Origin of the sequence: Streptomyces zhaozhouensis, assembly GCF_900230195.1 — a bacterium.
GTDB lineage: Bacteria > Actinomycetota > Actinomycetes > Streptomycetales > Streptomycetaceae > Streptomyces > Streptomyces zhaozhouensis.
In genome coordinates this window covers 288,982-312,830 of sequence record NZ_OCNE01000003.1, presented here as the reverse complement: position 1 = coordinate 312,830, position 23,849 = coordinate 288,982, and the positions used below count along the sequence as shown (strand labels likewise).

Below are 23,849 nucleotides of genomic sequence, written 5' to 3'. Positions count from 1 at the left end.
GTGAGCCCCCACGACGTCGTCGGACTGGTGGTGGCCGCCGCCCTGCTGGTCTATCTCGTGACAGCCCTCCTTCTCGCCGAGAGGTTCTAGGCGCCGCGCATGAACGCCCAACTCGCCGGGGTGCTCCAACTGACCGCGCTGCTCGGCGCGCTCGCCCTGGCCCACCGCCCGCTCGGCGACCACATCGCCGACGTCCACACCTCGCGCCGGCACCTGCGCGTCGAGCGGCTCGTCTACCGGGCCGTCGGCGTGCGGCCCGACGCCGAGGTCGGTTGGACCGGCTATCTGCGGGGCGTGCTGGCCTTCTCCCTGGTCGGCATCGCCCTGCTCTACCTGCTCCAACGACTCCAGGACGTGCTGCCCGGCTCGCTCGGCTTCGCCACGATCCCGCCCGACCAGGCGTTCAACACCGCCGTCTCCTTCGTCACCAACACCAACTGGCAGTCGTACTCCGGCGAACAGACCATGGGACACCTGGTGCAGACGGGCGGCCTGGCCGTGCAGCACTTCCTGTCCGCCGCCGTCGGCATGGCCGTCGCCGTCGCGCTGGTGCGCGGCTTCGCCCGCACCAGCACCGGCGCACTGGGCAACTTCTGGGTCGACCTGGTGCGCGGCACCGTCCGCGTGCTGCTGCCGCTGGCCGCGTGCGCCGCGCTGGTGCTGGTCGCCTGCGGCGTCATCCAGAACCTGTCCGGCATCCACCACGTCGGCCAGTTCCTCGGCGGCACCCAGCAGTGGAACGGCGGCGCCGTCGCCTCCCAGGAGGCCGTCAAGCTGCTGGGCACCAACGGCGGCGGCTACTTCAACGCCAACAGCGCCCACCCGTTCGAGAACCCCACGCCGTTCAGCAACCTCTTCGAGATCTTCCTGATCCTGCTGCTGCCCGTCGCCCTGACCCGCACCTTCGGCCGGATGGTCGGCTCCACCCGGCAGGGCTACGCGGTCCTCGGCGCGATGGGCGTGCTCTGGGTGGCCTTCGCCGGACTGATGCTGCTCACCGAGCACCACGGCGCCGGGCCCGCTCCCGAGCTGGCCGGCGGCGCCATGGAGGGCAAGGAGACGCGCTTCGGCGTCAGCGGCTCGGCGCTCTTCGCCGTCGCCACCACCGGCACCTCGACGGGCGCGGTCAACGCGTTCCACTCCTCGTTCACCGGCCTCGGCGGCGGCATCACCATGGTCATGATGCAGCTCGGCGAGATCGCCCCCGGCGGCGTCGGCACCGGCCTCTACGGCATGTTGATCACGGCCGTGATCGCCGTCTTCCTCGCCGGACTCATGGTCGGCCGCACCCCCGAGTACCTCGGCAAGCGGCTCGGCCCCCGCGAGATCAAGCTCGCCGCCTGCGCTCTGCTGGTCACCCCCGCGCTGGTGCTCCTCGGCACGGCGGCCGCCGTCGCGCTGCCGACCCCGCCGGACGCCATGCTCAACGGCGGCGCCCACGGCTTCTCCGAGATCCTCTACGCCTACACCTCGGCCGCCCAGAACAACGGCTCCGCGTTCGCCGGCCTGTCGGCCGACACCCCCTGGTACAACACCACGCTCGGCCTGGCGATGCTGCTGGGCCGGCTGCTGCCGATCGTCTTCGCGCTGGCGCTGGCCGGCTCGCTGGCCGCCCAGCGCCGGCGGCCCGCCACCGCCGGCACCCTCAGGACCGGCACACCCCTGTTCACCGGCCTGCTGACCGCGACCCCGCTGGTCATCTCAGGACTCACCTTCGTCCCCGCGCTCGCGCTGGGACCGCTCGCCGAGGGACTCGCCGCATGAGCACCCACACCCCCGCCCCCACCGGGACCGCGCCGTCCGCTCCCGCACGCCCCCGGGACGGCGGCGCCCTGCCCGGCCGCGCCACCCTGGCCGCCGCCGTGCCCGGGGCGTTCCGCAAGCTCCACCCGCGCACCATGGCCAGGTCACCCGTCATGTTCGTGGTGCTGGTCGGCTCCGTCGCGACCACCCTGCTGGCCGCGGCCGACCCCGGCGACCGGTTCGGCTGGGCCGTGACCGCCTGGCTGTGGCTGACCGTGCTCTTCGCCAACCTCGCCGAGGCGGTCGCCGAGGGCCGGGGCCGCGCCCAGGCCGAGAGCCTGCGCCGCACCAGGACCGACACCGTCGCCCGCCGGCTGACCGCCGACCGCGCGGCGGAGGAACGCGTCCCCGGCACCGCGCTGACCGTCGGCGACCTCGTCGTCTGCGAGGCGGGGGACGTGATCCCCGGAGACGGGGACGTGGTCGAGGGCGTCGCCTCCGTCGACGAGTCCGCGATCACCGGCGAGTCCGCGCCCGTGATCCGGGAGTCCGGTGGCGACCGCTCGGCCGTCACCGGCGGCACCCGGGTCCTCTCCGACCGGATCGTCGTCCGGATCACGGCCCGACCGGGCGAGACCTTCATCGACCGGATGATCGGCCTTGTCGAGGGAGCCGCCCGGCAGAAGACCCCCAACGAGGTCGCCCTCACCATCCTGCTGGCCTCGCTGACCGTGGTCTTCCTGCTGGCCGTCGTCACCCTCCGCCCGTTCGCGCTCTTCGCCGGCGCGGGCGCCCAGGCCACGCCGCTGGTGCTGACCGCGCTGCTGGTCTGCCTCATCCCCACCACCATCGGCGCGCTGCTCTCCGCGATCGGCATCGCCGGCATGGACCGGCTGGTCAGGCGGAACGTGCTGGCCGTGTCCGGACGCGCCGTCGAGGCCGCGGGCGACGTCTCGACGCTGCTGCTCGACAAGACCGGCACCATCACCCACGGCAACCGGATGGCCCACGCCTTTCTGCCGGTGCGCGGGGTCACCGTCGCGGAGCTGGCCGCCGCCGCCCAGCTCTCCTCCCTCGCCGACGAGACGCCCGAGGGCCGCTCCGTGCTGCGCCTGGCCGAGGACGGCCACGGCCTGCCGGCCCGGGACCTGGACGCCGTGCCAGGCGCCGACTGGATCCCGTTCTCCGCCACCACCCGGCTCTCCGGGGTGGACGTCACCGACGGCGGGACGGTCCGCCGGATCCGCAAGGGCGCCGCCGGCTCCGTCGCCCGCTGGGTGCGCGACCACGGCGGCGTCGAGCCGGTCGAGGCCGACCGGATCGCCGACCGCGTCGCCGCACAGGGCGGCACCCCGCTCCAGGTCGCGGTCAGCGACACCGAGGGAGCCCGGGTCCTCGGCGTCGTCCACCTGAAGGACACCGTCAAGGACGGGATGCGGGAACGCTTCGAGGAACTGCGCCGGATGGGCATCCGCACCGTCATGATCACCGGCGACAACCCGCTGACCGCGCGCGTCGTCGCCGAGGAGGCCGGCGTCGACGACTTCCTCGCCGAGGCCACCCCCGAGGACAAGATGGCGCTGATCAGGCGGGAACAGGCCGAGGGCCGGCTGGTCGCCATGGCCGGCGACGGCACCAACGACGCCCCCGCCCTGGCCCAGGCCGACGTCGGCGTCGCCATGAACACCGGAACGGCCGCCGCCAAGGAGGCCGGGAACATGGTCGACCTCGACTCCGACCCGACCAAGCTGATCGAGATCGTCGAGATCGGCAAGCAACTGCTGATCACGCGGGGCGCGTTGACCACGTTCTCGCTCGCCAACGACGTGGCCAAGTACTTCGCGATCATCCCGGCGCTGTTCGCCGCGACCCACCCGTCGCTGGACCGGCTCAACATCATGGACCTGGCCGGGCCCCAGACCGCGATCCTCGCCGCGGTGATCTTCAACGCGCTGGTCATCGTCGCCCTGGTGCCGCTCGCCCTGCGCGGCGTGCGCTACCGCCCGGCCGGCGCCGACGCGCTGCTCCGCCGCAACCTCGCGGTCTACGGGCTCGGCGGGCTGGTCGTCCCCTTCCTGGGGATCAAGGCCGTCGACTGGCTGCTCGCCCTCTTCCTCTGACCCTCCACCCCTCCCGGACGGTTCGACCATGCGACACACCCTCACCGCCCTCGCCCGCAACTGCGGCGCCGCACTCCGCGCCCTGCTGGCGCTGACCCTGCTCACCGGCGTGCTCTATCCGCTGGCCGTCACCGGGGTCGCCCAGACGTTCCTCCGCGACCAGGCCAACGGCTCCCCCGTCACCGTGGACGGGCGCGAGGTCGGCTCCGCGCTCGTCGGCCAGCGCTACACCCTGCCGCCGGAGGACCAGGACGACCCCGGGGAACAGCCGCGCCCCGACCCGCGCTGGTTCCAGCCCCGCCCCTCCGACGGGCTCGGCACCAACAGCGTCAACACCCGGTACGACCTGCTGGTCTCCGGCGCCACCAACCTGGCGGCCGACAGCCCGGAACTGACCCGGGACATCGCCGCCGCCCGCGAACGGGTCGTCGCGTTCAACTCCGTCCCCGGACACGCCGTCGACCCCGAGGAGGTGCCCGCCGACGCGGTCACCTCCTCCGGCTCAGGACTCGACCCGCACGTCTCGCCCGAGTACGCCCGCCTCCAGGCCCCGCGCGTCGCCGCCGCCAACGGCCTGACCACCGAACGGGTCAACGCGCTGGTCGAGGAGCACACGGAGGGACGCACCCTCGGGTTCATCGGTGAACCGCGCGTCAACGTGCTGGCGCTTAACGTCGCACTGGACGCGCTGCGCCCGGACGCGCGGTAGCCCGACAGAAGCGGCAGACGGAGAGAAGAGGTCACACGAGATGACTCGGGTCCTGGTGGTCGAGGACGACGCCCAGCTCGTCCGCGCCCTGGTGATCAACATGCGGGTCCGCGAGTACACCGTGGACGCCGCCCCCGACGGGGCCGCCGCGCTGCGGCTGGCCGCCGCCCGCAAACCGGACATCGTGGTGCTCGACCTGGGCCTGCCCGACATGGACGGCATCGAGGTGATCACCGGGCTGCGCGGCTGGACCCGGGTCCCGATCATCGTGCTCTCCGCCCGGCAGACCTCGGAGGAGAAGGTCCGCGCCCTGGACGCCGGCGCCGACGACTACATCACCAAGCCCTACAGCATGGACGAGCTGCTCGCCCGGCTGCGCGCCGCCGTCCGCCGCGCCGACCCCGGCACCGCCGCGGAACGCGGGGTGGTCACCACGGTCGACTTCGAGATCGACCTGCTCGCCAAGAAGGTGCGCCGCGCCGGGCACGACGTGCGGCTGACACCCACCGAATGGCACCTGTTGGAGATCCTGATCAACCACCCGGGACGGCTGGTCACCCAGAACCAGTTGCTCTCCGAGGTCTGGGGTAGTTGGTCCGGCGGCCGGACCAACTACCTGCGGGTCTACATGGCCCAGCTGCGGCGGAAGTTGGAGCCCGACCCGTCGCGGCCCCGTTACCTGGTCACCGAGGCCGGCATGGGCTACCGCTTCGAACCGGGGCCGGCCGCCGGCGCCGCGCCGGAGGCGTGACCGTGCGGCGCGGCCGGCTGCGCGTCTACCTCGGCGCCGCCCCCGGCGTCGGCAAGACCTACGCGATGCTCTCCGAGGCCCACCGGCGCCTGGGGCGCGGGACGGACGTCGTCGTGGCCCTCGTCGAGACCCACGACCGGCCCCGCACCCGTACCCTGCTGCACGGTCTCGAGGAGATCCCCCGCGCGTCCCTCACCCACCGGGGCGCCACCTTCCACGAGATGGACCTGGCCGCCGTCCTCGCCCGGCGCCCCGCCGTCGCGCTGGTCGACGAGCTGGCCCACACCAACGTGCCGGGCTCCCGCAACGCCAGGCGCTGGCAGGACGTCGACGAACTGCTGGACGCCGGGATCGACGTGGTCTCCACCGTCAACATCCAGCACCTGGAGTCCCTCGGCGACGTGGTGGAGTCCATCACCGGCGTCCGCCAGCGGGAGACCGTCCCCGACGCCGTGGTGCGCAGGGCCGACCAGATCGAGCTCGTCGACATGGCGCCCGAGGCGCTGCGCCGCCGCATGGCGCACGGCAACGTCTACCCGCCCGACCGGGTGGACGCCGCCCTCGCCCACTACTTCCGGCCCGGAAACCTCACCGCGCTGCGGGAGTTGGCGCTGCTGTGGGTGGCCGACCGGGTCGACGAGTATCTGCGCCGCTACCGCGTCGAGCACGGCATCCGCTCCACCTGGCAGGCGCGGGAGCGGATCGTCGTCGGCCTGACCGGCGGCCCCGAGGGACGCGCCCTGATCCGCCGCGCCGCCCGGCTCGCCGAGAAGGGCGCCGGCGGCGAGGTGATGGCCGTCTACGTGGCCAGGGGCGACGGGCTGCGCGCCGCCTCGCCCCGGGAGCTGGCCGTCCAGCGCGACCTGGTCGAGGGCCTGGGCGGCACCTACCACCACGTCAGGGGGGAGGAGATCCCGTCCGCGCTGCTGGCGTTCGCGCGCAGCGCCAACGCCACCCAGATCGTGCTCGGCGTCTCCCGCCGCCGCCCCTGGGAGTACGTGCTGGGGCCCGGCATCTCCACCCAGGTCGCGCGCGAGGCGGGCCCCGACCTCGACGTGCACCTGGTCACCCACGAGCGGATGGGCAAGGGCCGGGGCCTGCCCGCCGCGCGCGGCGCCCGGCTGGGCCGGGCCAGGCTCGCCGCCGGCTGGGCGGTCGGCGTGCTCGGCCCGGCGGCGCTGACCTCGGCGCTGCGCGGCCTCGGCCCCGACGTCGGACTCGCCAACGACGTGCTGCTCTTCCTCGCGCTGGTGGTGGCCGCCGCGCTGCTCGGCGGGCTCTGGCCGGCGCTGGCGTCGGCGGCGCTCGGCTCGCTGCTGCTCAACTGGTTCTTCACCGCGCCCGCCCACACCCTCGACGTCGCCGGCTCGCACCATCTGCTGGCACTGGTGATCTTCTTCGGCGTCGCCGTCTCCGTCGCCTCCGTCGTGGACCTCGCCGCCCGCCGCACCCACCAGGCGGCCCGGCTGCGGGCCGAGTCGGAGATCCTGGCGTTCCTCGCCGGCGGGGTGCTGCGCGGCGAGACCGGGCTGCGCGAGCTGCTGACCAGGGTCGGCCAGACCTTCGCGGCCGAGTCCGTCGCGCTGTGGGAACGCGACGCGGAGCAGGGCAGGTTCGTCCGCGTCGAGGCCGTCGGCGGCGACCATCCGGAACGGCCCGAGGACGCCGACGTGGACGTGCCGGTCGGCGAACGGCTCGCGCTCACCCTCGGCGGCCGGGTGCTGCCGGCCGAGGACCGCAGGGTGCTGGCCGCGTTCGCCGCGCAGGCCGCCAGCGTGCTGGACCACCAGCGGCTGCGGGCCGACGCGCGCGCCGCCCGCGCGCTGGCCGAGGGCAACCGCATCCGCACCGCGCTGCTCGCGGCCGTCTCCCACGACCTGCGCACCCCGCTGGCCGCGATCAAGGCCAGCGTCTCCTCGCTGCGCGCGCCCGACGTGGACTGGCCGGAGGAGGACCGGGCCGAGCTGCTGGCCTCCGTCGAGGACGGCGCCGATCGGCTCAACCAGCTCGTCGGCAACCTCCTGGACGCCTCCCGGCTCCAGACCGACACCGTCCGCCCGGTGGTGCGCGCCACCGACCTGGACGAGGTGGTGCCCGTCGCGCTCGCCCAGGTCCCCGCCGGCCGGGTGACCACCCACATCCCCGAGTCCCTGCCGATCGTCCCGCTCGACGCGGGGCTGCTGGAGCGCGCGCTGGCCAACCTGGTGGAGAACGCCGTGAAGTACAGCCCGCCCGACCGGCCCGTGCTGGTCTCCGCCAGCTCGTTGCCCGGCTGGGTGGAGCTGCGGGTCGCCGACCGGGGGCCCGGGGTGCCGGACGAGGCGAAGGAGCGGATCTTCGAACCGTTCCAGCGCCACGGCGACGCCCCGCGCGGCGGCGGGGTGGGGCTCGGGCTGGCCGTCGCGCGGGGCTTCGTCGAGGCGATGGGCGGCACGCTGGCCGCCGAGGACACCCCGGGGGGCGGGCTCACCATGGTCCTGCGGCTCGCCACCGCCCCGCCGGGGGAGACGCCGCCGGGTCAGCAGCCGCCGCAGTTGTAGTAGGTCACGTCCCAGTGGTTGCCCTCGCGGGCGTAGATGTTGCCGGAGCCGGACTCGTACAGCGCGGCGCCGTCACCGCGCTCGCCGATGTAGGTGAACGCGCTGGTCACATACGAGTTGAGGCAGCTGCTCAGGCTGAAGTCCAGCTTGTAGCCGTTCCAGTGGCTATAGGTGCCGCCGGCGTGCCCGGTCTCCGTGCCACCGGTGACGTTCAACGCGCAGCCGCTGGCCGACTTCAGCGTCTGCGCGCCCTGGGCCGACGCGAGGTTCAGCTGCTCGAACGAGGTGCAGGTCGGGGTGTTGCGGTCCGAACACCCGCCGGACGACGACCAGGTGATGCCCGAGGAGCTGAACCGGGCGGTGGCCTGCGAGTGCGTGATCTTGGTGACCGCCGGGGTGACGGTCTCGACCTCGGCGGCCGGTGCCTCGGCGGCGGCGCTGACGGAGGGGGCGGCCAGGAACGACGCACCGGCGAGGGCGAGCACGCCGAGCACGGAACGAATGCGCATGGGGGACCCTTCTGCGTGGGGGACTGCCGAGGAGTAACCGGCAGCGGAGAACGGGGACTTGGTGTCACGAAAACGTCGTGCGAGCAGGATCGTGCCCGAGATCTACGCGCGTTGGCCAGAGGGCGGGACACTCTTTCTCACCCGGCCCTGCCGGGCAGCGGGGGTTGGTCGACCACGGAGCCTCAGGGCCGGGTGGGTTGTCGTCCACCCGCTCACCCGGGACGAGCGGCGCGCCACTCCGGGGCCAGGACGGACCACACCTCCATGTCGTGGCGGACACCACCCCGCGCATAGCTCTCGCGCAGCACCCCGTCCCGCACCATCCCCAGGCGCCGCGCGACCGCGATGCTCGGCTCGTTGGCCGCCGCGACCAGCCACTCCACGCGGTGGACGCCGCGTTCCTCCACGGCCCAGTCGATGATCACCCGCGCGGCCCTGGTCACCAACCCCCGCCCGACGGCCGCCGGTTCCAGCCAGCAGCCGGCCTCGGCCGTGCCCTGGGCGATGTCCATGGTCCGGAAGAGCACCCCGCCGACCAGCGTGCCCTCCGCCGTCCAGATGCCGTAGATCCGGCCGGTGTCCGAGGCGGCCTTCTCCGCGTAGGACTGGAGGAACGCGCGGCCGGAGGCGACGTCCCGCACCGCGTCGGCGAGCCCGATGTGGCGGCCGACGAACTCCCGCCCCCGGTCCATGTGCGCCACGAACTCCTCGGCCCGCCACGGCTCCAGAGGCCGCAGCACCGCGCCGTCCTCGCCCAGTGCTCTCTCGAACATCCCCACGCTCCCGTGCTCGTGCCGGCGCGGGGCCCGCGTGGGCCCCGCGCCGTCCGATCCTCGCACGGGAGTGTCAGCCCCCGGTGGTGAAGAGGAGCGAGTCCACGTCGAAGTTGTTCCCCGTCGGTGTGGTGAAGACGAGGAACAGCTTGTGGGTACCGGCCAGTTCGGCCACCGGGACCGCTTCGGTCGGCTCGTAGACGTCCCAGTCGCCGGTCGCGTGCACCGGCGTCGTCGCCAGCAGCTCGCCGTCCGGGGCGCCGGCGCGCAGCTCGATCGCGCCGCCGCCGTCGGGCGAGGAGATCCGGTAGCTGACGGTCTCCGCTCCCTCGACGCTCATCGGTTCGAAGGCGATCCAGTCGCCGTCGCTGATGTCGCCGATCCGCTGCCCGTTCTCCGCGTCCGGCTGGGAGACGATCCGGGTGCCGGACTGGTCGTGGTGGTACTCGGCCTGCTTGTGCTCCGGCTGGAGCACCGCCCGGCCGTAGCCGGTCAGCGCGCCGGTGCCCTCGGCGCCGCCGTCGGTGTAGCGGGCGTTGAGCACGTACCACAGGTCGGCGCCCTCCGGATGGCCGCCGAGGTCGCCGGTGTCCACCGTGCCGGAGCAGCCGCGCAGGTCGGTGGTGGGGTGCTCGTGGTCGTCGTGGCCCAACGCGGGGTTGACGAGGACCTGTTCGCAGTCGATCTCGCCGTCCTCCGGGTCGGTGACCGTCACCTGGTACGGGATCTGGTCGCCGAACTCGATGAGCCGGCCGCTGGTCGGGAAGTCGATGGAGACGGTCGGGGCCGTGTTGCCCACCGTCACGGGGATGTTGGCGTGGCCGGTGGCGCCGGCCGCGTTGGTCACCCGCAGCTGGGCGGTGAACTGGCCGACCTCCTCGTAGGTGTGGGTGACCTCGGACTCCTCGCTGTCGAAGGTGCCGTCGCCGTCGAGGTCCCAGGCGAACTCCAGCTCACCGCCGGCCGGGTCGGTCGAGTCGGCGCCGGAGAACTCGACGGTCAGCGGCGCGGGCCCGCTGGTCACCGAGGCCGTCGCCACGGCCTCCGGCCGCTGGCCGTCCGGCGCGTAGTCGATCCGGTAGAGCCCGGAGTCCGCGTTGCCGCCGCCGAACGCGCTGCCCCACTCCAGGACGTAGAGCGAGCCGTCCGGGCCGAAGGTCAGATCCATCGGCTTGACGAAGTCCTCCGTCGGCAGGAAGTCGTTGATCTTCAACACCCCGCTGTCGGAGTCCAGTTGGATCTCCTTGACGTAGTCGCGTGTCCACTCGTAGAGGAACTGCGCCCCGTCGTAGTACTCGGGGAACTTCGTCGGCGACGGGTTGTCGGGGTCGTAGCGGTAGACCGGCCCGGCCATCGGGCCCGAGCCGCCCTCGCCCATCTCCGGGAACTCCTCGGAGGGACCGTAGCCGTACCAGATCTCCGGCTGCTGGTTGGGCGGCAGCTCGACGAGACCGGTGTTGTTGGGGGAGGGGTTGGTCGGGTTGGCGCAGTCGAACTTCTCGCCCACCTCGCCGGTGTCCGGGTCGTACGGCGCGTAGGGCTGGTTGTTCCCGTGGCAGAACGGCCAGCCGTAGTTGCCGGGCTCCTTGAGGATGTTGTACTCCACCAGCCCCTCGGGTCCGCGCTCGGTCGTCGGGCCGCCCCGGTCGGGGCCGTAGTCCGCGACGTGCACATAGCCGGTCTCGGGGTCCACGCTGAACCGGAACGGGTTGCGGAAGCCCATCGCGTAGATCTCGGGCAGCGTGTCCTCGGTGCCCTCGGCGAACAGGTTGCCCTCGGGGACGGTGTAGCCGCCCTCGTCCGACGGCAGCACCCGGAGGATCTTGCCGCGCAGGTCGTTGGTGTTGCCCGAGGTGCGGGCCGCGTCCAGCATCTCCTCGCCCTCGCGCCAGTCGATCGGCGCCCAACCCTGCCAGTGCGAGGACAGGTTGGGCGGCACGTCGTCGCCGGTGGAGAGGTAGAGGCTGCCGTCGGGGCCGAAGTCCAGGCTGCCGCCGGTGTGCCCCGGCTCCGGGTAGGTGCGGTCGCGGTAGGCCGGGACGTCCAGCAGCGGCTCCTCGCTCGCCGGGTCCAGGGTGTCCCCCTCGACGGTGAACCGCGAGAGCCGGTTGACGTCTTCCTCGGCGTCGGCCGGCGCGTGGTAGAGGTAGACCCAGCCGTTCTCCGTGAAGTCCGGGTCCAGGGCCAGGCCGACCAGCCCGTCCTCGCCGCCGGTGTACACGTCCAACGTGCCGGCCGTGGAGGTGGAGTTGGTCTCCGGGTCGAAGACCTTCAGCTCGCCGCCGCGCTGGACGTAGAAGACCCGGCCGTCGTCGGCGACGTCCAGCTCCATCGGGTCGGCGGTGTTGGCGTCGAGCGTGACCTTGTCGAACTTGCTCCACACCGTGCCGCCGCAGTCGCCCGGCAGGTCGCCGGCGGCCCAGCGGACGCCGCCGATCACATGGTCGCGGAACGCCTCCTCCGCGTAGGAGGCCGCGTCGTGGCCCATCGCGGTGGCCCAGACCTGGCCGCCCTGGTCCTCCCGGCACCAGGAGATCGGGTGGTCGTGGCCCATCGCGTCGCCGCCCGGGTCATAGGTCGACTCGTCGGCGGTGACCAGGACATGCACCTCGCCACGCGGGTTGGGGTCGAAGTTGTACCACTCCTCGGGGCGTTCCCAGATCTCCGGAAGCGAGGACGTCGACGGGTGCACGTCGTCCGCCACATGCGCGGTGCCCTGGAGCACGCCGGGGGAGTGCGAGGGCATGTGCGCGCCCCCGTTGACCAGGTCGTCCCACCAGGGGAACTCCTCCTCGATGCCCATGTCGAGGGTGTTGTGGATGGCGGCGATCCCGCCGCCGCCCTGCACATAGCCCTGGATCGCGGCGCGCTGTTCGTCGGTCTCCCAGACCATGCCGGAGTTCTGGAGCATCACGACGACGTCGAAGCCGGCCAGCTCCTCGTCGTTGAAGACGGCCGGGTCGTCGGTCTCGACCAACTCGAAGCCGTGCTCGGCGGCCTCCTCCTCCATCATCCGGATGCCGTCGGGGATGGAGTCGTGGACATAGCCGACGGCCCGGGTGAACAGCAGGGCGCGGAAGTCGGCGTCGGCGTCGGCGTCGTCGGCCTGGGCGAGCGCGGGCAGCGCGCCCAACGCGAGCAGCGGGGCGGCGGCCAGGGCCACCAGTCGTCTGCGGCGGGAGGGTGAGGATCTCGCGGTGGAACGTTTCATGCGGCGGGTGCCTTCCTCGGTGCGGTGTTTCTTCGGCGGGGGTCGGTCGACAGCGCACGTGCGTGGTTCGGGTGGGTGCGGGTTCACGTTCGGCAGGTGGCGGCCTTGGGGGCGCGGGGAACTGCGCGAATGCTGTGTGGCGGGGGTTGGTCGACAGCGCACGTGCGTGGCTGGGTGGGTTGTCGGGTGCGGCTCGGTGGCGGGTTACTCGCGCAGTTCCCCGCGCCCCTCGTGGGGTTGGCGTGGTCGGTTGGGTGCGGGCGCAGTTCCCCGCGCCCTGGTGGGGGTTGGCGTGGTCGGTCAGGCGAGGTGCGCCCCTTCTCGCCGCCGGTGGCGGGTTCGGCCGCCGGGCTTCCCGGCCTGGTCAGGCCGCGTCGCGGAGGGACTGGCGCAGAAACGCCAGGCCCGCCGTCGCGATCGTGTCCTGGGTGTCGGCCAGCGGACGCCACACCGAGGCGGCGACCGCGATCGTGTCGTTGTGCGCCGTGAAGGACTCCACACACAGCGGACCGTGGTAGCCGGCCTCGGGCAGCGCCCGCAGGAAGCCGGGCCAGTCCAGGTGGTCGGCGCCCGGCGCGCCCCGGTCGTTGGCGCAGACCTGGACGTGGACGATCCGCCCGGCGGCCCGCCGGACCGCGCCCGGCAGGGAGGGCTCCTCGATGTTCTGGTGGTAGGTGTCCAGTGCCAGGCCGACGCCCTCGGCCGGCAGTCCCTCCAGCGCGGTGAGCGTCTGCCCGACGGTGTTCAACAGGCTGGTCTCGTAGCGGTTGAGCGGTTCGACCGCCAGCCGCACCCCCGCCGCGATCGCCTGCTCCACCACGGGCGCCAGGTACTCGCGCCACTCGGCGTAGGCGGCCTCCCGTTCCGCCGGGGTCATCCGCCAGGTGCGGCCGACCGCGCTGTAGACCGGCCCCGCGACGACGGGCGCGCCGGTGGCCTGCGCGGCGTCCACACAGTGCAGCAGGTAGTCCTGGGTGGCGCGGACCGCCGCCGGCTCGGTCCGCACCAGGTCGCGGCCCGGCGACATCACCGCGACGACCGCCGCCGGCGCCAGCTCGTGGCGCCTCAGCAGCGCCGCCACCGTCCGCGGCGACCAGTCGCCGGGCGACTCCAGCGGCAACTCCACCGCGTCGAAGCCCCACTCGGCCAGCCTCGGCACGGTCTCGGCGACCGCCGCCTCGTCGACGGGGGCGTGCCAGATCCACGGGTTGGCGCCGACCGTCAGCCCCATCAGCGGCCACCCCAGTCCTGGGGGTAGCCCGGCAGGTCCTCGCAGCCGCACAGCCCGTAGTGCAGCGGCGGCATGTCGGCGGCCAGGTAGTCGTCCCGGGTCTCCTCGGTGATCACCGGCTGGGGCAGCACCCACTCGCCGGGCACCTCCTCGCCGCGCAGCACCTTCAGCGCCGCGATGACCGGGGTGCGCCACTGGAACGTGGGGTAGCCGGGGGCGATCGCCGTCAGGTCGCGGTCGGCCCACGCCTGGAGGAAGTCCTGCTGGTCCTCGCCGCTGATCGGCGGCACCGGGAGGCCCGCGTCCTCGAACGCCTCGACGGCGGCCACCGCCGTCGCGCCCGAGTCCATCCACACGCCGTCGATGGAGCCGTGGCGCTGGATCGCGTCCGTCACGATCGACTTGGCGACCGCGGGGTCGCCCTCGGTGAACTCGACGTCGGCGACCTCCAGTTCACTGTCCTCGAACGCCAACTCCGCCGCCGACCAGCGGTTCTCCAGCACGTCGACGCCGGGTGAGATCCGCAGCGCGAGGATCTTGCCGCCGGGCTCGACGTTCTCCACCAGGAAGTCGGCCGCCGCCGCGCCGTACGCGTAGCCGCCGACCGGGTGGACGAAGGTGACCGGGCAGTCCGTGTTGACGCCGCGGTCGAAGACGATCACCGGCAGCTCGCGGCACGCCTCCTCGACGGCAGGGGTGAGCGTCGCCGTGGTGTTGGGGGAGACGATCAGCAGGTCGCAGTCCTGCCGGCTGAGGTTCTGGATGTCGGAGATCTGCTTGTCGTCCTTGCCCTCCGCGTCCAGCACGGTGAACTCGGCGATCTCCTCGTGCTCGGCGACCTCCGCCTCCATGGTGGTCAGTCCGACCTGCCGCCACGGGTTGAAGACCCCGGCGTTGGAGAAGCACAGGTGGACCTGTTCCTCGTCCAGCGCGTACTCCCCGGTGTCGACCATCTCGGGGCGCAGCATCTGCTCCCAGGGGCGACCCTCGGGGCCCTCCGGGGTCTCCCCGGCCAGCGCCAACTGCCGCTGGTACTCGTCCTCCTCGAAGAACTCCGCCTCCTCGGCCGCACCGCCCCCGTCCTCCGCCGGGGCCGAGCCCGACGGGTCGGGCGGGCCCTCCGGCGGCGCGTCGGAGGAACAGGAGGCGAGCAGGCCGGCCGCGCACACGGCGGCGAGCGACGCGGCCAGCCGGCGGCCGGCGGGAAGGGATCTCATGAGGTGGGTCCTCCAGTCGACGGATGGGTGGGTCCCTCGCCGGCCGGTGCGGCCGGCGGCGGTGCCGGGGGCGCGGGGGAACGGCGGCGCCGGCGCGAGAGGTCGGCGGCGCCCAGCGCCACCGCGGCGATGACGATCACGCCCTGGACGGTGGGCTCCAGGGCGCCGGAGACGCCCCGCAGATTGAGCAGGGTGAACAGCGCGGTCAGCGCGAAGGCCCCGGCCATGGCGCCCAGCACCGAGCCCCGCCCGCCGCCCAGCAGCACGCCGCCGAGCACGACGGCGGTGATCGCCTCGAACTCCATCCCGGAGCCGGCCTGAGCCGACACCCCGGAGAAGCCGCCGACCAGCACGGCGGCCAGCGCCGCCGCCGCGCCGGAGAGCACGAACGCGACCGTCCGCACCCGCGCGGTGGCCACGCCCGACAGCTCGGCGGCCCGCTCGCTGTCACCGGTCGCCATCAGCGTCCGGCCCCAGGACGAGCGCGTCAGCCACCACACGCCGGCGCCGACGGCCACGCACACCAGCACGGCCCACGGCAGCCAGCCGAAGGCGTCCTGGCGGCCCAACGCCCGGAAGTCGTCCGGGAGATAGCCGGTCGGCGAGCCGCCGGTCCAGTAGAAGACGCCGCCCTCCAGGATCAGCATCATCCCCAGCGTGGTGATGAACGACGGCACGCCGAGCCCGGTGGTCACCAGCCCGTTGACCAGTCCCACCAGCGCGCCGGCGGCGACCAGGACCACCGTGACCACCAGCCAGTGGGCGCCGGGGAAGGAGTGGTAGATCTCGGCCGCCGCCACCACGCCGGTGGTCACCACCGCGCCGACCGACAGGTCGAAGTGGCCGCTGACGATCACCAGGTACTGGCCCGCGGCCAGCAGCAGCAGCGGCGCGGCCCGCCGCACGAAGGCCAGGAAGCGGTCCGGCTCGTAGAACCCCGCGTCGGTCACCGCCAGCGCCGCCAGCAGCAGCACCAGCAGCGCGCACACCGGCAGCGCGCTGCCCAACGCCCTGGTCAGCGCGGTGCCCCGGCGGACGCGGGCCTGGATCGGGGTGGCGGTCGTGGCGGTCAACGGGACCTCCCGGCGCTGCGGCGGCCTCGGGCGTAGACGGCGACGGCCGCGATGATCACGACGCCGCGCAGCACGTTCTTGAAGAACGGATCGACGGCCAGCTGGTTGAAGACGCTGTCCAGCACCGCCAGCACGGTCACCCCGCCGAGCGTGCCGACGACGCCGCCGCGCCCGCCGGCCAGCAGCGTGCCGCCCAGCACGACGGCGGCGATCGACTCCAGGTCGTAGCGGGCCTCGGTCCCGGCCCAGGGCGACCCCGCGCCGAACCGGGCGGCGAGGAAGAGGGCCGCGATCCCCACGCACAGCGCGCACAGCACGTGCGCGACCAGCACCGTGCGTTCGGTGCGCACCCCGGACAGCCGCGCCGCGTGCTCGTCGCCGCCGGTCGCGTACATGTGGTGGCCCAGCCGGGTGCGCCGCAGCACGAACCAGAGCGCCAGGGCGACGCCGACCAGCAGGAAGACGGAGACCGGCACCGGCCCGATCCGGTCGTAGCCGAGGCGCTGGAAGGAACGCGACACGTCGCCCGCCGGCCCGGTGTAGTTGTCCTCGATCCAGCCGCGCAGGATCAGCGCGACGCCGAGCGTGGCGATGAACGCGTTGACCTTCAGCCGGGTGACGATCAGCCCGTTGGCGAGGCCGACGCCCGCGCACAGCGCGAGGACCGCGACCACCGCCGGGACCATGTTGCCGTCGGAGCCGGCCATGGTCTCGGCGGCGACCAGGGTGCCGAGGCTCGCCAGATAGGCCACGGACAGGTCGAGCGAGCCGGTGAGGATCACCATCGTCTGGCCGAGGGCGATCAGCCCGAGCGCCACGCAGTTCTGGAGGATTCCGGTGATGTTGGGCTGGGTCAGGAACTCGCCGCCCCGGACGGCGACCACCGCCCAGCCCAGCAGGGTGACGCCGAGCGCCGCGAGCCAGATCCCGACGGCCGGGTCGGCGAGTCCGCGCCGCCAGCGGGCGGCCGGCGCGGCGACGGCCGGCAGCGCGGGGGAGGGGGAGGCGGCGGCCATCAGGCGGCCCCCGCCCGGTCGGCGCCGCCCGTGGCGAGCCGCATGATCTCCTCCTCGCTCGGCCCGGCGGGCAGCTCGCCCGCCGGGCGGCCGTCGGCCAGCACCAGCACCCGGTCGCTCATCCCGATCAGCTCGGGCAGCTCGGAGGAGATCAGCAGCACCGCCAGCCCCTCAGCCGCCAACTCCCGCACCAGCGTGTGGATCGCGGCCTTGGCGCCCACGTCGACGCCCCTGGTCGGCTCGTCGAAGAGCAGCACCCGGGGGCGGGCGGCCAGCCACTTCGCGATGACGACCTTCTGCTGGTTGCCGCCGGAGAGGTAACGCACCTCCTGCCCCGGGCCGCCGCTCGTGGCCAGCCGCACCCGGTCCAGCAGCCGGGTCACCGTCGTCTCGCCGGTCCGCTCCCCGACGCCGACGGCCCTGGTCACCAGCAGCGTGTTGTCCCGCACGGACTGGCGCAGCGCGAGCCCCTCGGCCTTCCGGTCCTCGCCGACCAGCGCGATGCCCGCGCGGATCGCCTCCCGGGGCCGGCGCGGGCGCACCTCGCGGCCGGCCAGCGTCATCCGGCCCCTGGTGAACGGGTCCGCGCCGAAGACCGCGCGGGCCAGCGCGCTGCGCCCCGAGCCCTGGAGTCCCGCGACGCCGAGTACCTCGCCGGCCCGCACGGTCAACTCGATGTCCGCGAGCCGGTCGTTGCCGCCGCCGCTGACCGTCAGCACCGGCGCGCCCAGCGTCCCGGGCGCGGCCCGGGGCGGGTAGTAGGCGCTCAGCTCGTGCCCGACCATGGCGCGCACCACGGCGTCCACGTCGGTCTCCGCGGTGTTCAGACAGGTCACGAGGCGGCCGTCCTTCAGCACCGTGACGCGTCGGGAGAGGGCGAAGATCTCCCGCATCCGGTGCGAGACGTAGAGGATGCCCAGGCCCCGTTCGGTGAGCCGGCGCACCAGGTCGAAGAGGGAGGCGACCTCGTGCTCGGCGAGCGCGGCGGTGGGCTCGTCCATGATCAGGATGCGCACGTCGGCGGCGAGGGCCTTGGCCACCTCGACGGTCTGCTGGCGGGCCACCGACAACGCGCGCACCGGGGTGTCCGGCGCGATCCCGTCGGCGTGCAGCTCGGCCAGCAGTTCGGTGGTCCGCCGCGCCATCGCGGCCCGGTCGACCAGGCCGCGCCGGGTGGGCTCGCGTCCGAGGAAGACGTTCTCGGCGACGGTGCGGTCCGGCAGCAGCGCGAGTTCCTGGTGGATGATTCCGACGCCCGCCGCCTGGGCCTGCGCGGGATGGCCGAAGGCCACGGGCGTCCCGTCGATCTCGATCCGGCCGCCGTCGGGTGTGTGCTCCCCGCTGAGCAGCTTCATCAGCGTCGACTTGCCGGCGCCGTTCTCGCCGACCACGGCGTGCACCTCCCCGGGCGCGAGGTCCAGGGAGACGCTGTGGAGGACGCGGATGCCGAGAAAGCTTTTTGTCATGTCCTGCATCAGCAGCATGGGGGCAATGTCGAGGCGGAAGTACCGACTGTCAAGACACAAAGCAACGCCAAAGAACAGAAAACGAGGGTCAGTTGTGTGCGTTCCATGACGCACTTTCGACATCGAGCGGCGAAAGTGGACGGGGCCGGGCCCCGTCGGGTCGCCCGCCCGGCAGTAGGCTCGACGGCGTGTTCTCCCCGCAGGGCCCCACCGCGCGCGAGCTGGCCGCCCAGGCGCTGACCTCGGTCGAACGCGGCTACGACCTTCTCGCGCCCACCTTCGACCACACGCCGTTCCGCACCCCCGACGTGGTGCTGGAGGCGACCGCCCGCGCGCTCGACGGGCTCGGGCCGTTCGACGACGCGCTCGACCTGTGCTGCGGCACCGGCGCCGGGTTCGCGGCGCTGCGCGCCGCCGGGGCGCGGCGGGTGGTCGGCGTCGACCGCAGCGCCGGGATGCTGGCCGTGGCCGCGGGTGCCGACCCCGGGGCGACGCTGGTGCGGGCCGACGCGCGGGTGCTCCCGTTCCGCGCCGGGTTCGACCTGGCGGTCAGCTTCGGCGCGTTCGGGCACTTCCTCGCCGACGACCGCCGGGCGCTGTTCGCCGGGGCGCGGGCCGCGCTGCGGCCCGGCGGGCTGCTGGCGTTCCCGGTGGCGGCGCCGCCCCGGGTGGGCTCGGCCGCCTACTGGCTGACCTGGGGTTTCGACGCGGCGATGCGGGTGCGCAACGCGCTCTGGCACCCGCCGTTCGTCATGTACTACCGGACGTTTCCGCTCTCCGTGGCGCGGGCGGAGGCGGCCGCCGCCGGCTTCTCGGTGGGCACCGTGCCGCTGCCGCTGCCCGGCCTGCCGGGACGCCCCGACGGCGCCCCGCGCTGCCGGCTGCTGCTGGCGCGGCGGCCGCCGGACGCGGACCGGGCGCCGGCCGGAGGTGTGCCGGGCCGCCGCGGTGGTACTCGGGTGCCATGACGCCGAGCAACCCGGACCCCGATCCGTATCTGACCCCCGGCTACCGCCCGGGCGGCGCGGCCCCGCCCCGGGAGACGCCGCCCGGCAAGACCCCGCCGGGGGAGACCCCGCCGGCGGAGGGCGGCACGTCGTTCACCGGCCCCGACGAGTCCCACAACCCCACCGCCGGCTGGGCGGCGGCCCCCCTCACGGCGGTGCTGGTCGTCGCGGCGCTGGTGGTGGCCTTCTTCGTGGCCTACGCGGTGTGGCTGGTGATCGAGTAGCCCCTGGCCCGGGGCGCGCGGACGGCGACGGACGGTCCTCGTTGCCCGGGGTGGGCGGTCGACCTCGCCCCGGTGGTGGGTTGCCCGCGCCGTTCCCCGCGCCCCTTTCCCATGGGGGCGCTCCGGAGTTCGTGGCGCGCGGGCGACAGCGGTGCCGGGCCGCCCCGGCGGGGGCGTCCTCGCCCCGGCGTGCGGGCGGGCGCGCGGTTCCCCGCGCCCCTCACCGCCGGTGGGCGGCTCGGGGACGCGGGGAACGGCGCGGTGCCTGAGGGGCGGGGAGAGGCGACCACGGAGCCGCACCGCCCGGGTGGGCTGCCGTCCTCGCCCCGGCCCCTCAACGGGCAGCGGGTCAGCCGAAGTTGACGTCGCTGCAGATGAAGTACGTCTGGTCCAGGTGCGACGCCTGCCAGATCGTGTAGACGATGTGGTTGCCGGTGCGCCCCGGCGCGCTGACGTCGAACGTGATGTCCGAGGCCGGCGGGTAGCTGCCGGTCGTCTCCACCAGTTCCAGGTCACCCCAGCCCAGCGCGTCCGTCGTCGGGTCGAACCCCTGCTTGGTCACGTAGACCTCGAAGAAGTCCGCGCCGTGGCTGGCCGTGTCGTACAGGTGCACGCTGAAGTCGTTGCTGATGTCGGTCGTGGTCCAGGGGCCGACGGTGTCCAGCGAGCTGGCCAGCCCGCCCTGCGCGTCGCCCGCGCTGCACAGGTTCCCGTCCGAGATGGCGCTCTGCCAGTTGCCGGCCAGGTTCTCCTGGAAGAGGCTCATCCAGTTCCACATGGTGTTCGGGTTCTCCTGGAACGCCTGCCAGCACATGGGGTCTTCCTGCTCCATGGCCGGGTTCATGTGGTCGTCGCCCCAGCGGTCCCAACAGCCGTAGGCGCGGCCCGCCGGGTCCACGATCGAACCGTGGGCGCTGGCCGAGTTGGTCCACGGGCTCAGAAACAGGGCGACGAGGGCGACCACGGCCGCCAGCGCCGGGGTGACCACCCGCAGCGTCCAGCGGCGTGTGGGGGTGTCTGCGTACATCGTGCGATCTCCGTCTTCCGGAAGGGGGTGGGGAGTTGAGACTGTGTTTCCGGTATGGGAGCGCTCCCAAGGTTTACGGGGACCTTACCCGCGCACACCCCCGCGCAACAGTCCCGTGACGCCGCGATTGCCGGAACGTCCCCCGGCGGCTCACCCGCGCGGCGCGAATTGTTCGCCGCCCTCCGCGAGTTGACAGGTCAGCGTCAGCGCCCGCCCGAGGGCGCCCCCGAACTCGGCCGGAAACCGGCGCTCTCCCCGGAGCGGGCGCGCACCGTCCGCCCCCGGCGCACAGCGCGCGCCCCCGCGCCCGGCGCACGACCGCGCGCGTCAGACGAACTGCCCCACCACGTACGCGCCCCCACGCTGTCCGACCAGGACGTTGAGCCGGTTGAACGCGTTGATCGACGCGATCAACGCCACCAGCGCGACCAGTTGTTCCTCGTCGTGGTGGGCGGCGGCCTCGGCCCACACCGCGTCGGGGACGCCCTCGCCGTCGGCGAGCCGGGTGCCGTGCTCGGTCAGCGCCAGCGCCGCGCGCTCCGCCTCTGTGAAGACCGTGGTCTCCCGCCAGGCGCCGACCAGCAGCAGCCGCGTGACGTCCTCGCCGGCGTGCGCGGCCTCCTTGGTGTGCATGTCCAGGCAGCCGCCGCAGCCGTTGAGCTGGGAGGCGCGGATCTTCACGAGCTCCTGGGTGGCCTTCGGCAGCGGCGAGTCGGCGACGAGCCGCCCGGCGCTGGCGAGGTGCCGGGCGAACTTCGGGCCGAGTTCGGTGGCGAAGAGGTCGATCCTGGCGTGCATGGGCGTGCTCCTCGGGTCGGACGGCCATCCCCCGTGGATGGCCCGCGTCTCCTCGACGAAGCGGCGCCGCGCGAGGTAACACCCCGCCGGCGTTCCTCCAGCAGTGCCTCGGTGTACTCGGCCAGCCGGGCGGCTGCCCCGGGGTCGAGCGTGGAGAGCGACCGGTCGACCGGCCTGCCCCGGTCGACCGCGGTGAGCCGTTCCGCCGGCGGCTCGTCGACCCAGCGCACGACCGGGCGCACCGCCTCCTCCACCGGGCGGGCGAAGAGGCGGGCCAGCCCGCGCAGCGCCCCGCGCACCACCGGGTTCGGGTGGCCGTCGACGCCGCTGCGGGTGAAGCCGGGGTGGTACAGCACGTAGCGGGCCCGCCCCTCGGCCCGCTCGGCGAACGCGACGCCGAGCAGGTCGTTGGCCCGCCCGGCCTGGAGCTGCGCCCGCACCTGACCGTAGGAGCCGGTCAGCTGGGGGTCGTTCCAGTGCACCCGCCCGGCGGTGTTCCCGACGCCCGCCACGTTGACGATCAACGGGTCCCGGCCGGCGTCCAGCAGCGGGCGCAGCCGGTGGCCGAGCAGGTAGCGGCTGAGGTAGTAGAGGGCGAAGGTCGACTCCAGCCCGTCGACGGTCTCCCGGCGCTTCGGGTTGACCCGGTTGGCGAACAGCAGCAGGGCGTCCAGCGCGTCGTGCTCCTCGCCGAGACGGGCGACGATCCGCTCGTTCTCGGCGATCGAGGAGAGGTCGGCCCGCAGGAAGTCGAGCCGGGGGCTGTCGGCCGCCTCGCGCAGCGCGCGTCCCCTGGCCTCGTCGCTGCCGATCACCACCACCCGGTCCCCGCGCGCCAGCCGCGCCAGGGCCGTCGCCCGGCCCATTCCGTTCGTTCCGCCGCTGATCACCACGGTCTTCCCCGAGTCGGGCCGCACGATGTCCTCCTAGGCTTGGTTCCGGCCGAACCATCGTCGGCCGCCCGCCCGTTGACCGAAAGAAGGCAGTTTGATGTCCGCTGCGCACACCGGTGTTCCCTCGGTCCTCGCCCACCCACTGCCCCGGCCGGTCCCGGCCGACGAGCTCGCCGCGTGTCCCGCGGGTGAGGTTTTCCGGCGCGTGGGCGACAAGTGGAGCGTGCTGCTGGTGATCATGCTCGGCGGCCGTCCGCACCGGTACAACGAACTGCACCGCGCCGTCGAGGGCATCAGCCAGCGGATGTTGACCCGTACGCTGCGCGGTCTGGAGGCCGACGGGCTGGTGCGGCGCGACGTCCACCCGACGGTGCCGCCCAGCGTCGAGTACAGCCTCACCCCGCTCGGGCGCGGGCTGCTGGAGCCGCTCTCCGCCCTGGCGGACTGGGCGGTGCGCAACGCGCCGGAGATCAACGAGGCGCGCTCCCGCCACCGGGCCCGAGCGGGCGGCGAGACGGCTCCGCCTCCGTGACGCTGCCGTCGCGTGCGGCCCGCCCGTCCGCCGCCTCCAGCGGCGGGATGGCCAGCGCCGCGACCCGCCGCGGATCGCCGAGGGTGTGGACGGCGACGATGGTGCCGTCGGACACCGCGCAGGTCAGCACCCCCATGGCCCGCCCGCGCGCGCCGTAGGCCACGATCCCCCAGCCGCCGTCGACCCGCGCCAGCCGCAGGGCCCGCGCCGCCCGCGCGCCGCGTCCGACCCGGGCGGCGACCTCGGTGCGGCCGAGCCTGACCGTCTGGTCGTGCGCGCCGTGGCCGCGCCAGCTGACCTCGGGGGCCAGCAGCCGCAGCAGCCCGTCGAAGTCCCCCTCCCGCGCGGCGGCCAGAAACGCCTCGACGACCGCCCGCTCCCGCCCGGTCCCGTTCCCCGGCTCGGCGGCGCGCACCTTGCGGCGGGCGCGGCTGGCCAGCATCTTCGTGGCCTCGGGCGAACGTCCGAGGACGCGCCCGACCTCGGCGAACGGCACGCCGAAGGTGTCGTGCAGCACGAACGCCAGCCGCTCGGCCGGGGACAGCGCGTCCAGCACCATCAGCAGCGCCACGCCGACCGACTCGGCGAGCAGCGACTCCTCGACCGGCGCCCCGTCCCCGTCCTGGACCTCGACGCACTCGGGCAGCCGCTCCTCGAACGGCTCCTCCGGCCTCGCCCGGCGGGCCCGCAGCGTGTCCAGGCAGATCCGGCCGACGACGGTGGTCAGCCAGCCGCTGAGGTTGTCGATGCCCTCGACCGTCCCCGCCTCCTGCCGGGCCAGCCGCAGCCACGCCTCCTGCACGGCGTCCTCGGCGTCCGCGCGTGAGCCCAGCATCCGGTAGGCCACGGAGACCAGCCGCCCCCGACGCTCCTCGAAGGCCAGGGCCAGGGCGTCCGCCGCCTCGGAACCGCTCGTCATCCCCGTCGTCCTCCCGCCGCGCGCAGTCGTTCCCGCAGGATGACGGAGTCCGGGGCAGGAAGGTAACGCCGCTCCGCGCGTCGGTCCGTT

Annotated in this window: 21 protein-coding genes; 9 read left to right on the top strand and 12 right to left on the bottom strand. The window is 73.9% G+C overall.

Translation table 11 applies throughout. The features are described 5' to 3' along the window. Genes kdpF through CRP51_RS07255 form a run of 6 tightly spaced genes read left to right on the top strand, consistent with a single transcriptional unit; the run spans position 1 to position 7,863 of the window. Positions 1 to 90, top strand: coding sequence for a K(+)-transporting ATPase subunit F (gene kdpF / locus CRP51_RS07280; protein ID WP_097230180.1), 90 nt, complete (start codon positions 1 to 3; stop codon positions 88 to 90). 9 nt (positions 91 to 99) lie between these two features. Continuing rightward, a complete protein-coding gene (gene kdpA, locus CRP51_RS07275) occupies positions 100 to 1,764 on the top strand; it encodes a potassium-transporting ATPase subunit KdpA (protein ID WP_097230179.1) in 1,665 nt (554 codons plus the stop codon). Continuing rightward, positions 1,761 to 3,863 carry a potassium-transporting ATPase subunit KdpB gene (gene kdpB, locus CRP51_RS07270; RefSeq protein ID WP_097230178.1) on the top strand — a complete coding sequence of 701 codons (2,103 nt, stop codon included), beginning with the start codon at positions 1,761 to 1,763 and terminating at the stop codon, positions 3,861 to 3,863. The genes kdpA and kdpB overlap by 4 nt, the downstream gene beginning before the upstream one ends. A 28-nt stretch (positions 3,864 to 3,891) precedes the next feature. After that, positions 3,892 to 4,572 (top strand): potassium-transporting ATPase subunit KdpC, encoded by a 681-nt coding sequence (gene kdpC / locus CRP51_RS07265; RefSeq protein WP_097230177.1) that lies wholly within the window; start codon positions 3,892 to 3,894, stop codon positions 4,570 to 4,572. Positions 4,573 to 4,612: 40 nt separating this feature from the next. Beyond that, complete coding sequence (locus CRP51_RS07260) at positions 4,613 to 5,323, top strand: response regulator (RefSeq protein WP_097230176.1); 711 nt, start codon at positions 4,613 to 4,615, stop codon at positions 5,321 to 5,323. Between the two features lie 2 nt (positions 5,324 to 5,325). Continuing rightward, positions 5,326 to 7,863, top strand: coding sequence for a sensor histidine kinase (locus CRP51_RS07255; protein WP_097230329.1), 2,538 nt, complete (start codon positions 5,326 to 5,328; stop codon positions 7,861 to 7,863). Here CRP51_RS07255 and CRP51_RS07250 read toward each other — a convergent pair. The 8 genes from CRP51_RS07250 to CRP51_RS07215 all read right to left on the bottom strand — a co-directional run bounded on the left by CRP51_RS07250 (position 7,842) and on the right by CRP51_RS07215 (position 18,377). Next, the gene (locus tag CRP51_RS07250; protein ID WP_097230175.1) at positions 7,842 to 8,372 is read right to left on the bottom strand and encodes a hypothetical protein; all 531 of its coding nucleotides are present in this window, start codon (positions 8,370 to 8,372) and stop codon (positions 7,842 to 7,844) included. The genes CRP51_RS07255 and CRP51_RS07250 overlap by 22 nt on opposite strands. A 212-nt stretch (positions 8,373 to 8,584) precedes the next feature. Then, positions 8,585 to 9,145, bottom strand: a complete 561-nt coding sequence (locus CRP51_RS07245; protein ID WP_097230174.1) for a GNAT family N-acetyltransferase — start codon at positions 9,143 to 9,145, stop codon at positions 8,585 to 8,587. 73 nt (positions 9,146 to 9,218) lie between these two features. Next, the gene (locus tag CRP51_RS07240) at positions 9,219 to 12,356 is read right to left on the bottom strand and encodes a ThuA domain-containing protein (protein WP_097230173.1); all 3,138 of its coding nucleotides are present in this window, start codon (positions 12,354 to 12,356) and stop codon (positions 9,219 to 9,221) included. Positions 12,357 to 12,720: 364 nt separating this feature from the next. Then, positions 12,721 to 13,587: a sugar phosphate isomerase/epimerase family protein gene (locus CRP51_RS07235; protein ID WP_097230172.1), complete on the bottom strand. Its 867-nt coding sequence runs from the start codon at positions 13,585 to 13,587 to the stop codon at positions 12,721 to 12,723. Further along, complete coding sequence (locus CRP51_RS07230; protein WP_097230171.1) at positions 13,587 to 14,804, bottom strand: substrate-binding domain-containing protein; 1,218 nt, start codon at positions 14,802 to 14,804, stop codon at positions 13,587 to 13,589. Before CRP51_RS07230 ends, CRP51_RS07235 begins: the two co-directional genes overlap by 1 nt. Next, positions 14,801 to 15,877, bottom strand: coding sequence for an ABC transporter permease (locus CRP51_RS07225; protein WP_097230170.1), 1,077 nt, complete (start codon positions 15,875 to 15,877; stop codon positions 14,801 to 14,803). Before CRP51_RS07225 ends, CRP51_RS07230 begins: the two co-directional genes overlap by 4 nt. Beyond that, positions 15,874 to 16,893 (bottom strand): ABC transporter permease, encoded by a 1,020-nt coding sequence (locus CRP51_RS07220; RefSeq protein WP_097230169.1) that lies wholly within the window; start codon positions 16,891 to 16,893, stop codon positions 15,874 to 15,876. The genes CRP51_RS07225 and CRP51_RS07220 overlap by 4 nt, the downstream gene beginning before the upstream one ends. Continuing rightward, positions 16,893 to 18,377: a sugar ABC transporter ATP-binding protein gene (locus tag CRP51_RS07215; protein ID WP_097230168.1), complete on the bottom strand. Its 1,485-nt coding sequence runs from the start codon at positions 18,375 to 18,377 to the stop codon at positions 16,893 to 16,895. Before CRP51_RS07215 ends, CRP51_RS07220 begins: the two co-directional genes overlap by 1 nt. Positions 18,378 to 18,547: 170 nt before the next feature. Between CRP51_RS07215 and CRP51_RS07210 the strand changes: the two genes are divergently transcribed. Together CRP51_RS07210 and CRP51_RS07205 are read left to right on the top strand one after the other, a co-directional pair. Further along, a complete protein-coding gene (locus CRP51_RS07210) occupies positions 18,548 to 19,327 on the top strand; it encodes a class I SAM-dependent DNA methyltransferase (protein WP_097230167.1) in 780 nt (259 codons plus the stop codon). Further along, positions 19,324 to 19,590 (top strand): DUF6480 family protein, encoded by a 267-nt coding sequence (locus CRP51_RS07205; RefSeq protein ID WP_097230166.1) that lies wholly within the window; start codon positions 19,324 to 19,326, stop codon positions 19,588 to 19,590. The genes CRP51_RS07210 and CRP51_RS07205 overlap by 4 nt, the downstream gene beginning before the upstream one ends. A gap of 349 nt (positions 19,591 to 19,939) precedes the next feature. On the opposite strand, the gene CRP51_RS07200 is transcribed toward CRP51_RS07205, so the two are convergent. The 3 genes from CRP51_RS07200 to CRP51_RS07190 form a co-directional block, all read right to left on the bottom strand. Beyond that, positions 19,940 to 20,617, bottom strand: a complete 678-nt coding sequence (locus CRP51_RS07200) for a lytic polysaccharide monooxygenase auxiliary activity family 9 protein (protein WP_097230165.1) — start codon at positions 20,615 to 20,617, stop codon at positions 19,940 to 19,942. Between the two features lie 327 nt (positions 20,618 to 20,944). After that, a complete protein-coding gene (locus CRP51_RS29355) occupies positions 20,945 to 21,403 on the bottom strand; it encodes a carboxymuconolactone decarboxylase family protein (protein WP_245880440.1) in 459 nt (152 codons plus the stop codon). Then, positions 21,295 to 22,332: an SDR family NAD(P)-dependent oxidoreductase gene (locus tag CRP51_RS07190; protein ID WP_245880423.1), complete on the bottom strand. Its 1,038-nt coding sequence runs from the start codon at positions 22,330 to 22,332 to the stop codon at positions 21,295 to 21,297. Before CRP51_RS07190 ends, CRP51_RS29355 begins: the two co-directional genes overlap by 109 nt. 73 nt (positions 22,333 to 22,405) lie before the next feature. On the opposite strand from CRP51_RS07190, the gene CRP51_RS07185 reads away from it, so the two are divergent. Further along, complete coding sequence (locus CRP51_RS07185; RefSeq protein WP_097230163.1) at positions 22,406 to 22,840, top strand: winged helix-turn-helix transcriptional regulator; 435 nt, start codon at positions 22,406 to 22,408, stop codon at positions 22,838 to 22,840. Here CRP51_RS07185 and CRP51_RS07180 read toward each other — a convergent pair. Further along, the gene (locus CRP51_RS07180; RefSeq protein WP_097230162.1) at positions 22,779 to 23,759 is read right to left on the bottom strand and encodes a sigma-70 family RNA polymerase sigma factor; all 981 of its coding nucleotides are present in this window, start codon (positions 23,757 to 23,759) and stop codon (positions 22,779 to 22,781) included. The two genes, CRP51_RS07185 and CRP51_RS07180, sit on opposite strands and share 62 nt — an antisense overlap. Between the last annotated feature and the right edge of the window lie 90 nt (positions 23,760 to 23,849).

Coding starts and splice junctions, on each gene's coding strand:
- kdpB (WP_097230178.1), top strand. CDS start 1,761: ATGAGCACCCACACCCCCGCCCCCACCGGGACCGCGCCGTCCGCTCCC.
- CRP51_RS07235 (WP_097230172.1), bottom strand. CDS start 13,587: ATGGGGCTGACGGTCGGCGCCAACCCGTGGATCTGGCACGCCCCCGTC.
- CRP51_RS07260 (WP_097230176.1), top strand. CDS start 4,613: ATGACTCGGGTCCTGGTGGTCGAGGACGACGCCCAGCTCGTCCGCGCC.
- CRP51_RS07185 (WP_097230163.1), top strand. CDS start 22,406: ATGTCCGCTGCGCACACCGGTGTTCCCTCGGTCCTCGCCCACCCACTG.
- CRP51_RS07220 (WP_097230169.1), bottom strand. CDS start 16,893: ATGGCCGCCGCCTCCCCCTCCCCCGCGCTGCCGGCCGTCGCCGCGCCG.
- kdpA (WP_097230179.1), top strand. CDS start 100: ATGAACGCCCAACTCGCCGGGGTGCTCCAACTGACCGCGCTGCTCGGC.
- CRP51_RS07250 (WP_097230175.1), bottom strand. CDS start 8,372: ATGCGCATTCGTTCCGTGCTCGGCGTGCTCGCCCTCGCCGGTGCGTCG.
- CRP51_RS07205 (WP_097230166.1), top strand. CDS start 19,324: ATGACGCCGAGCAACCCGGACCCCGATCCGTATCTGACCCCCGGCTAC.
- CRP51_RS07180 (WP_097230162.1), bottom strand. CDS start 23,759: ATGACGAGCGGTTCCGAGGCGGCGGACGCCCTGGCCCTGGCCTTCGAG.
- CRP51_RS07245 (WP_097230174.1), bottom strand. CDS start 9,145: ATGTTCGAGAGAGCACTGGGCGAGGACGGCGCGGTGCTGCGGCCTCTG.
- CRP51_RS07215 (WP_097230168.1), bottom strand. CDS start 18,377: ATGCTGCTGATGCAGGACATGACAAAAAGCTTTCTCGGCATCCGCGTC.
- kdpC (WP_097230177.1), top strand. CDS start 3,892: ATGCGACACACCCTCACCGCCCTCGCCCGCAACTGCGGCGCCGCACTC.
- CRP51_RS07200 (WP_097230165.1), bottom strand. CDS start 20,617: ATGTACGCAGACACCCCCACACGCCGCTGGACGCTGCGGGTGGTCACC.
- CRP51_RS07240 (WP_097230173.1), bottom strand. CDS start 12,356: ATGAAACGTTCCACCGCGAGATCCTCACCCTCCCGCCGCAGACGACTG.
- CRP51_RS07230 (WP_097230171.1), bottom strand. CDS start 14,804: ATGAGATCCCTTCCCGCCGGCCGCCGGCTGGCCGCGTCGCTCGCCGCC.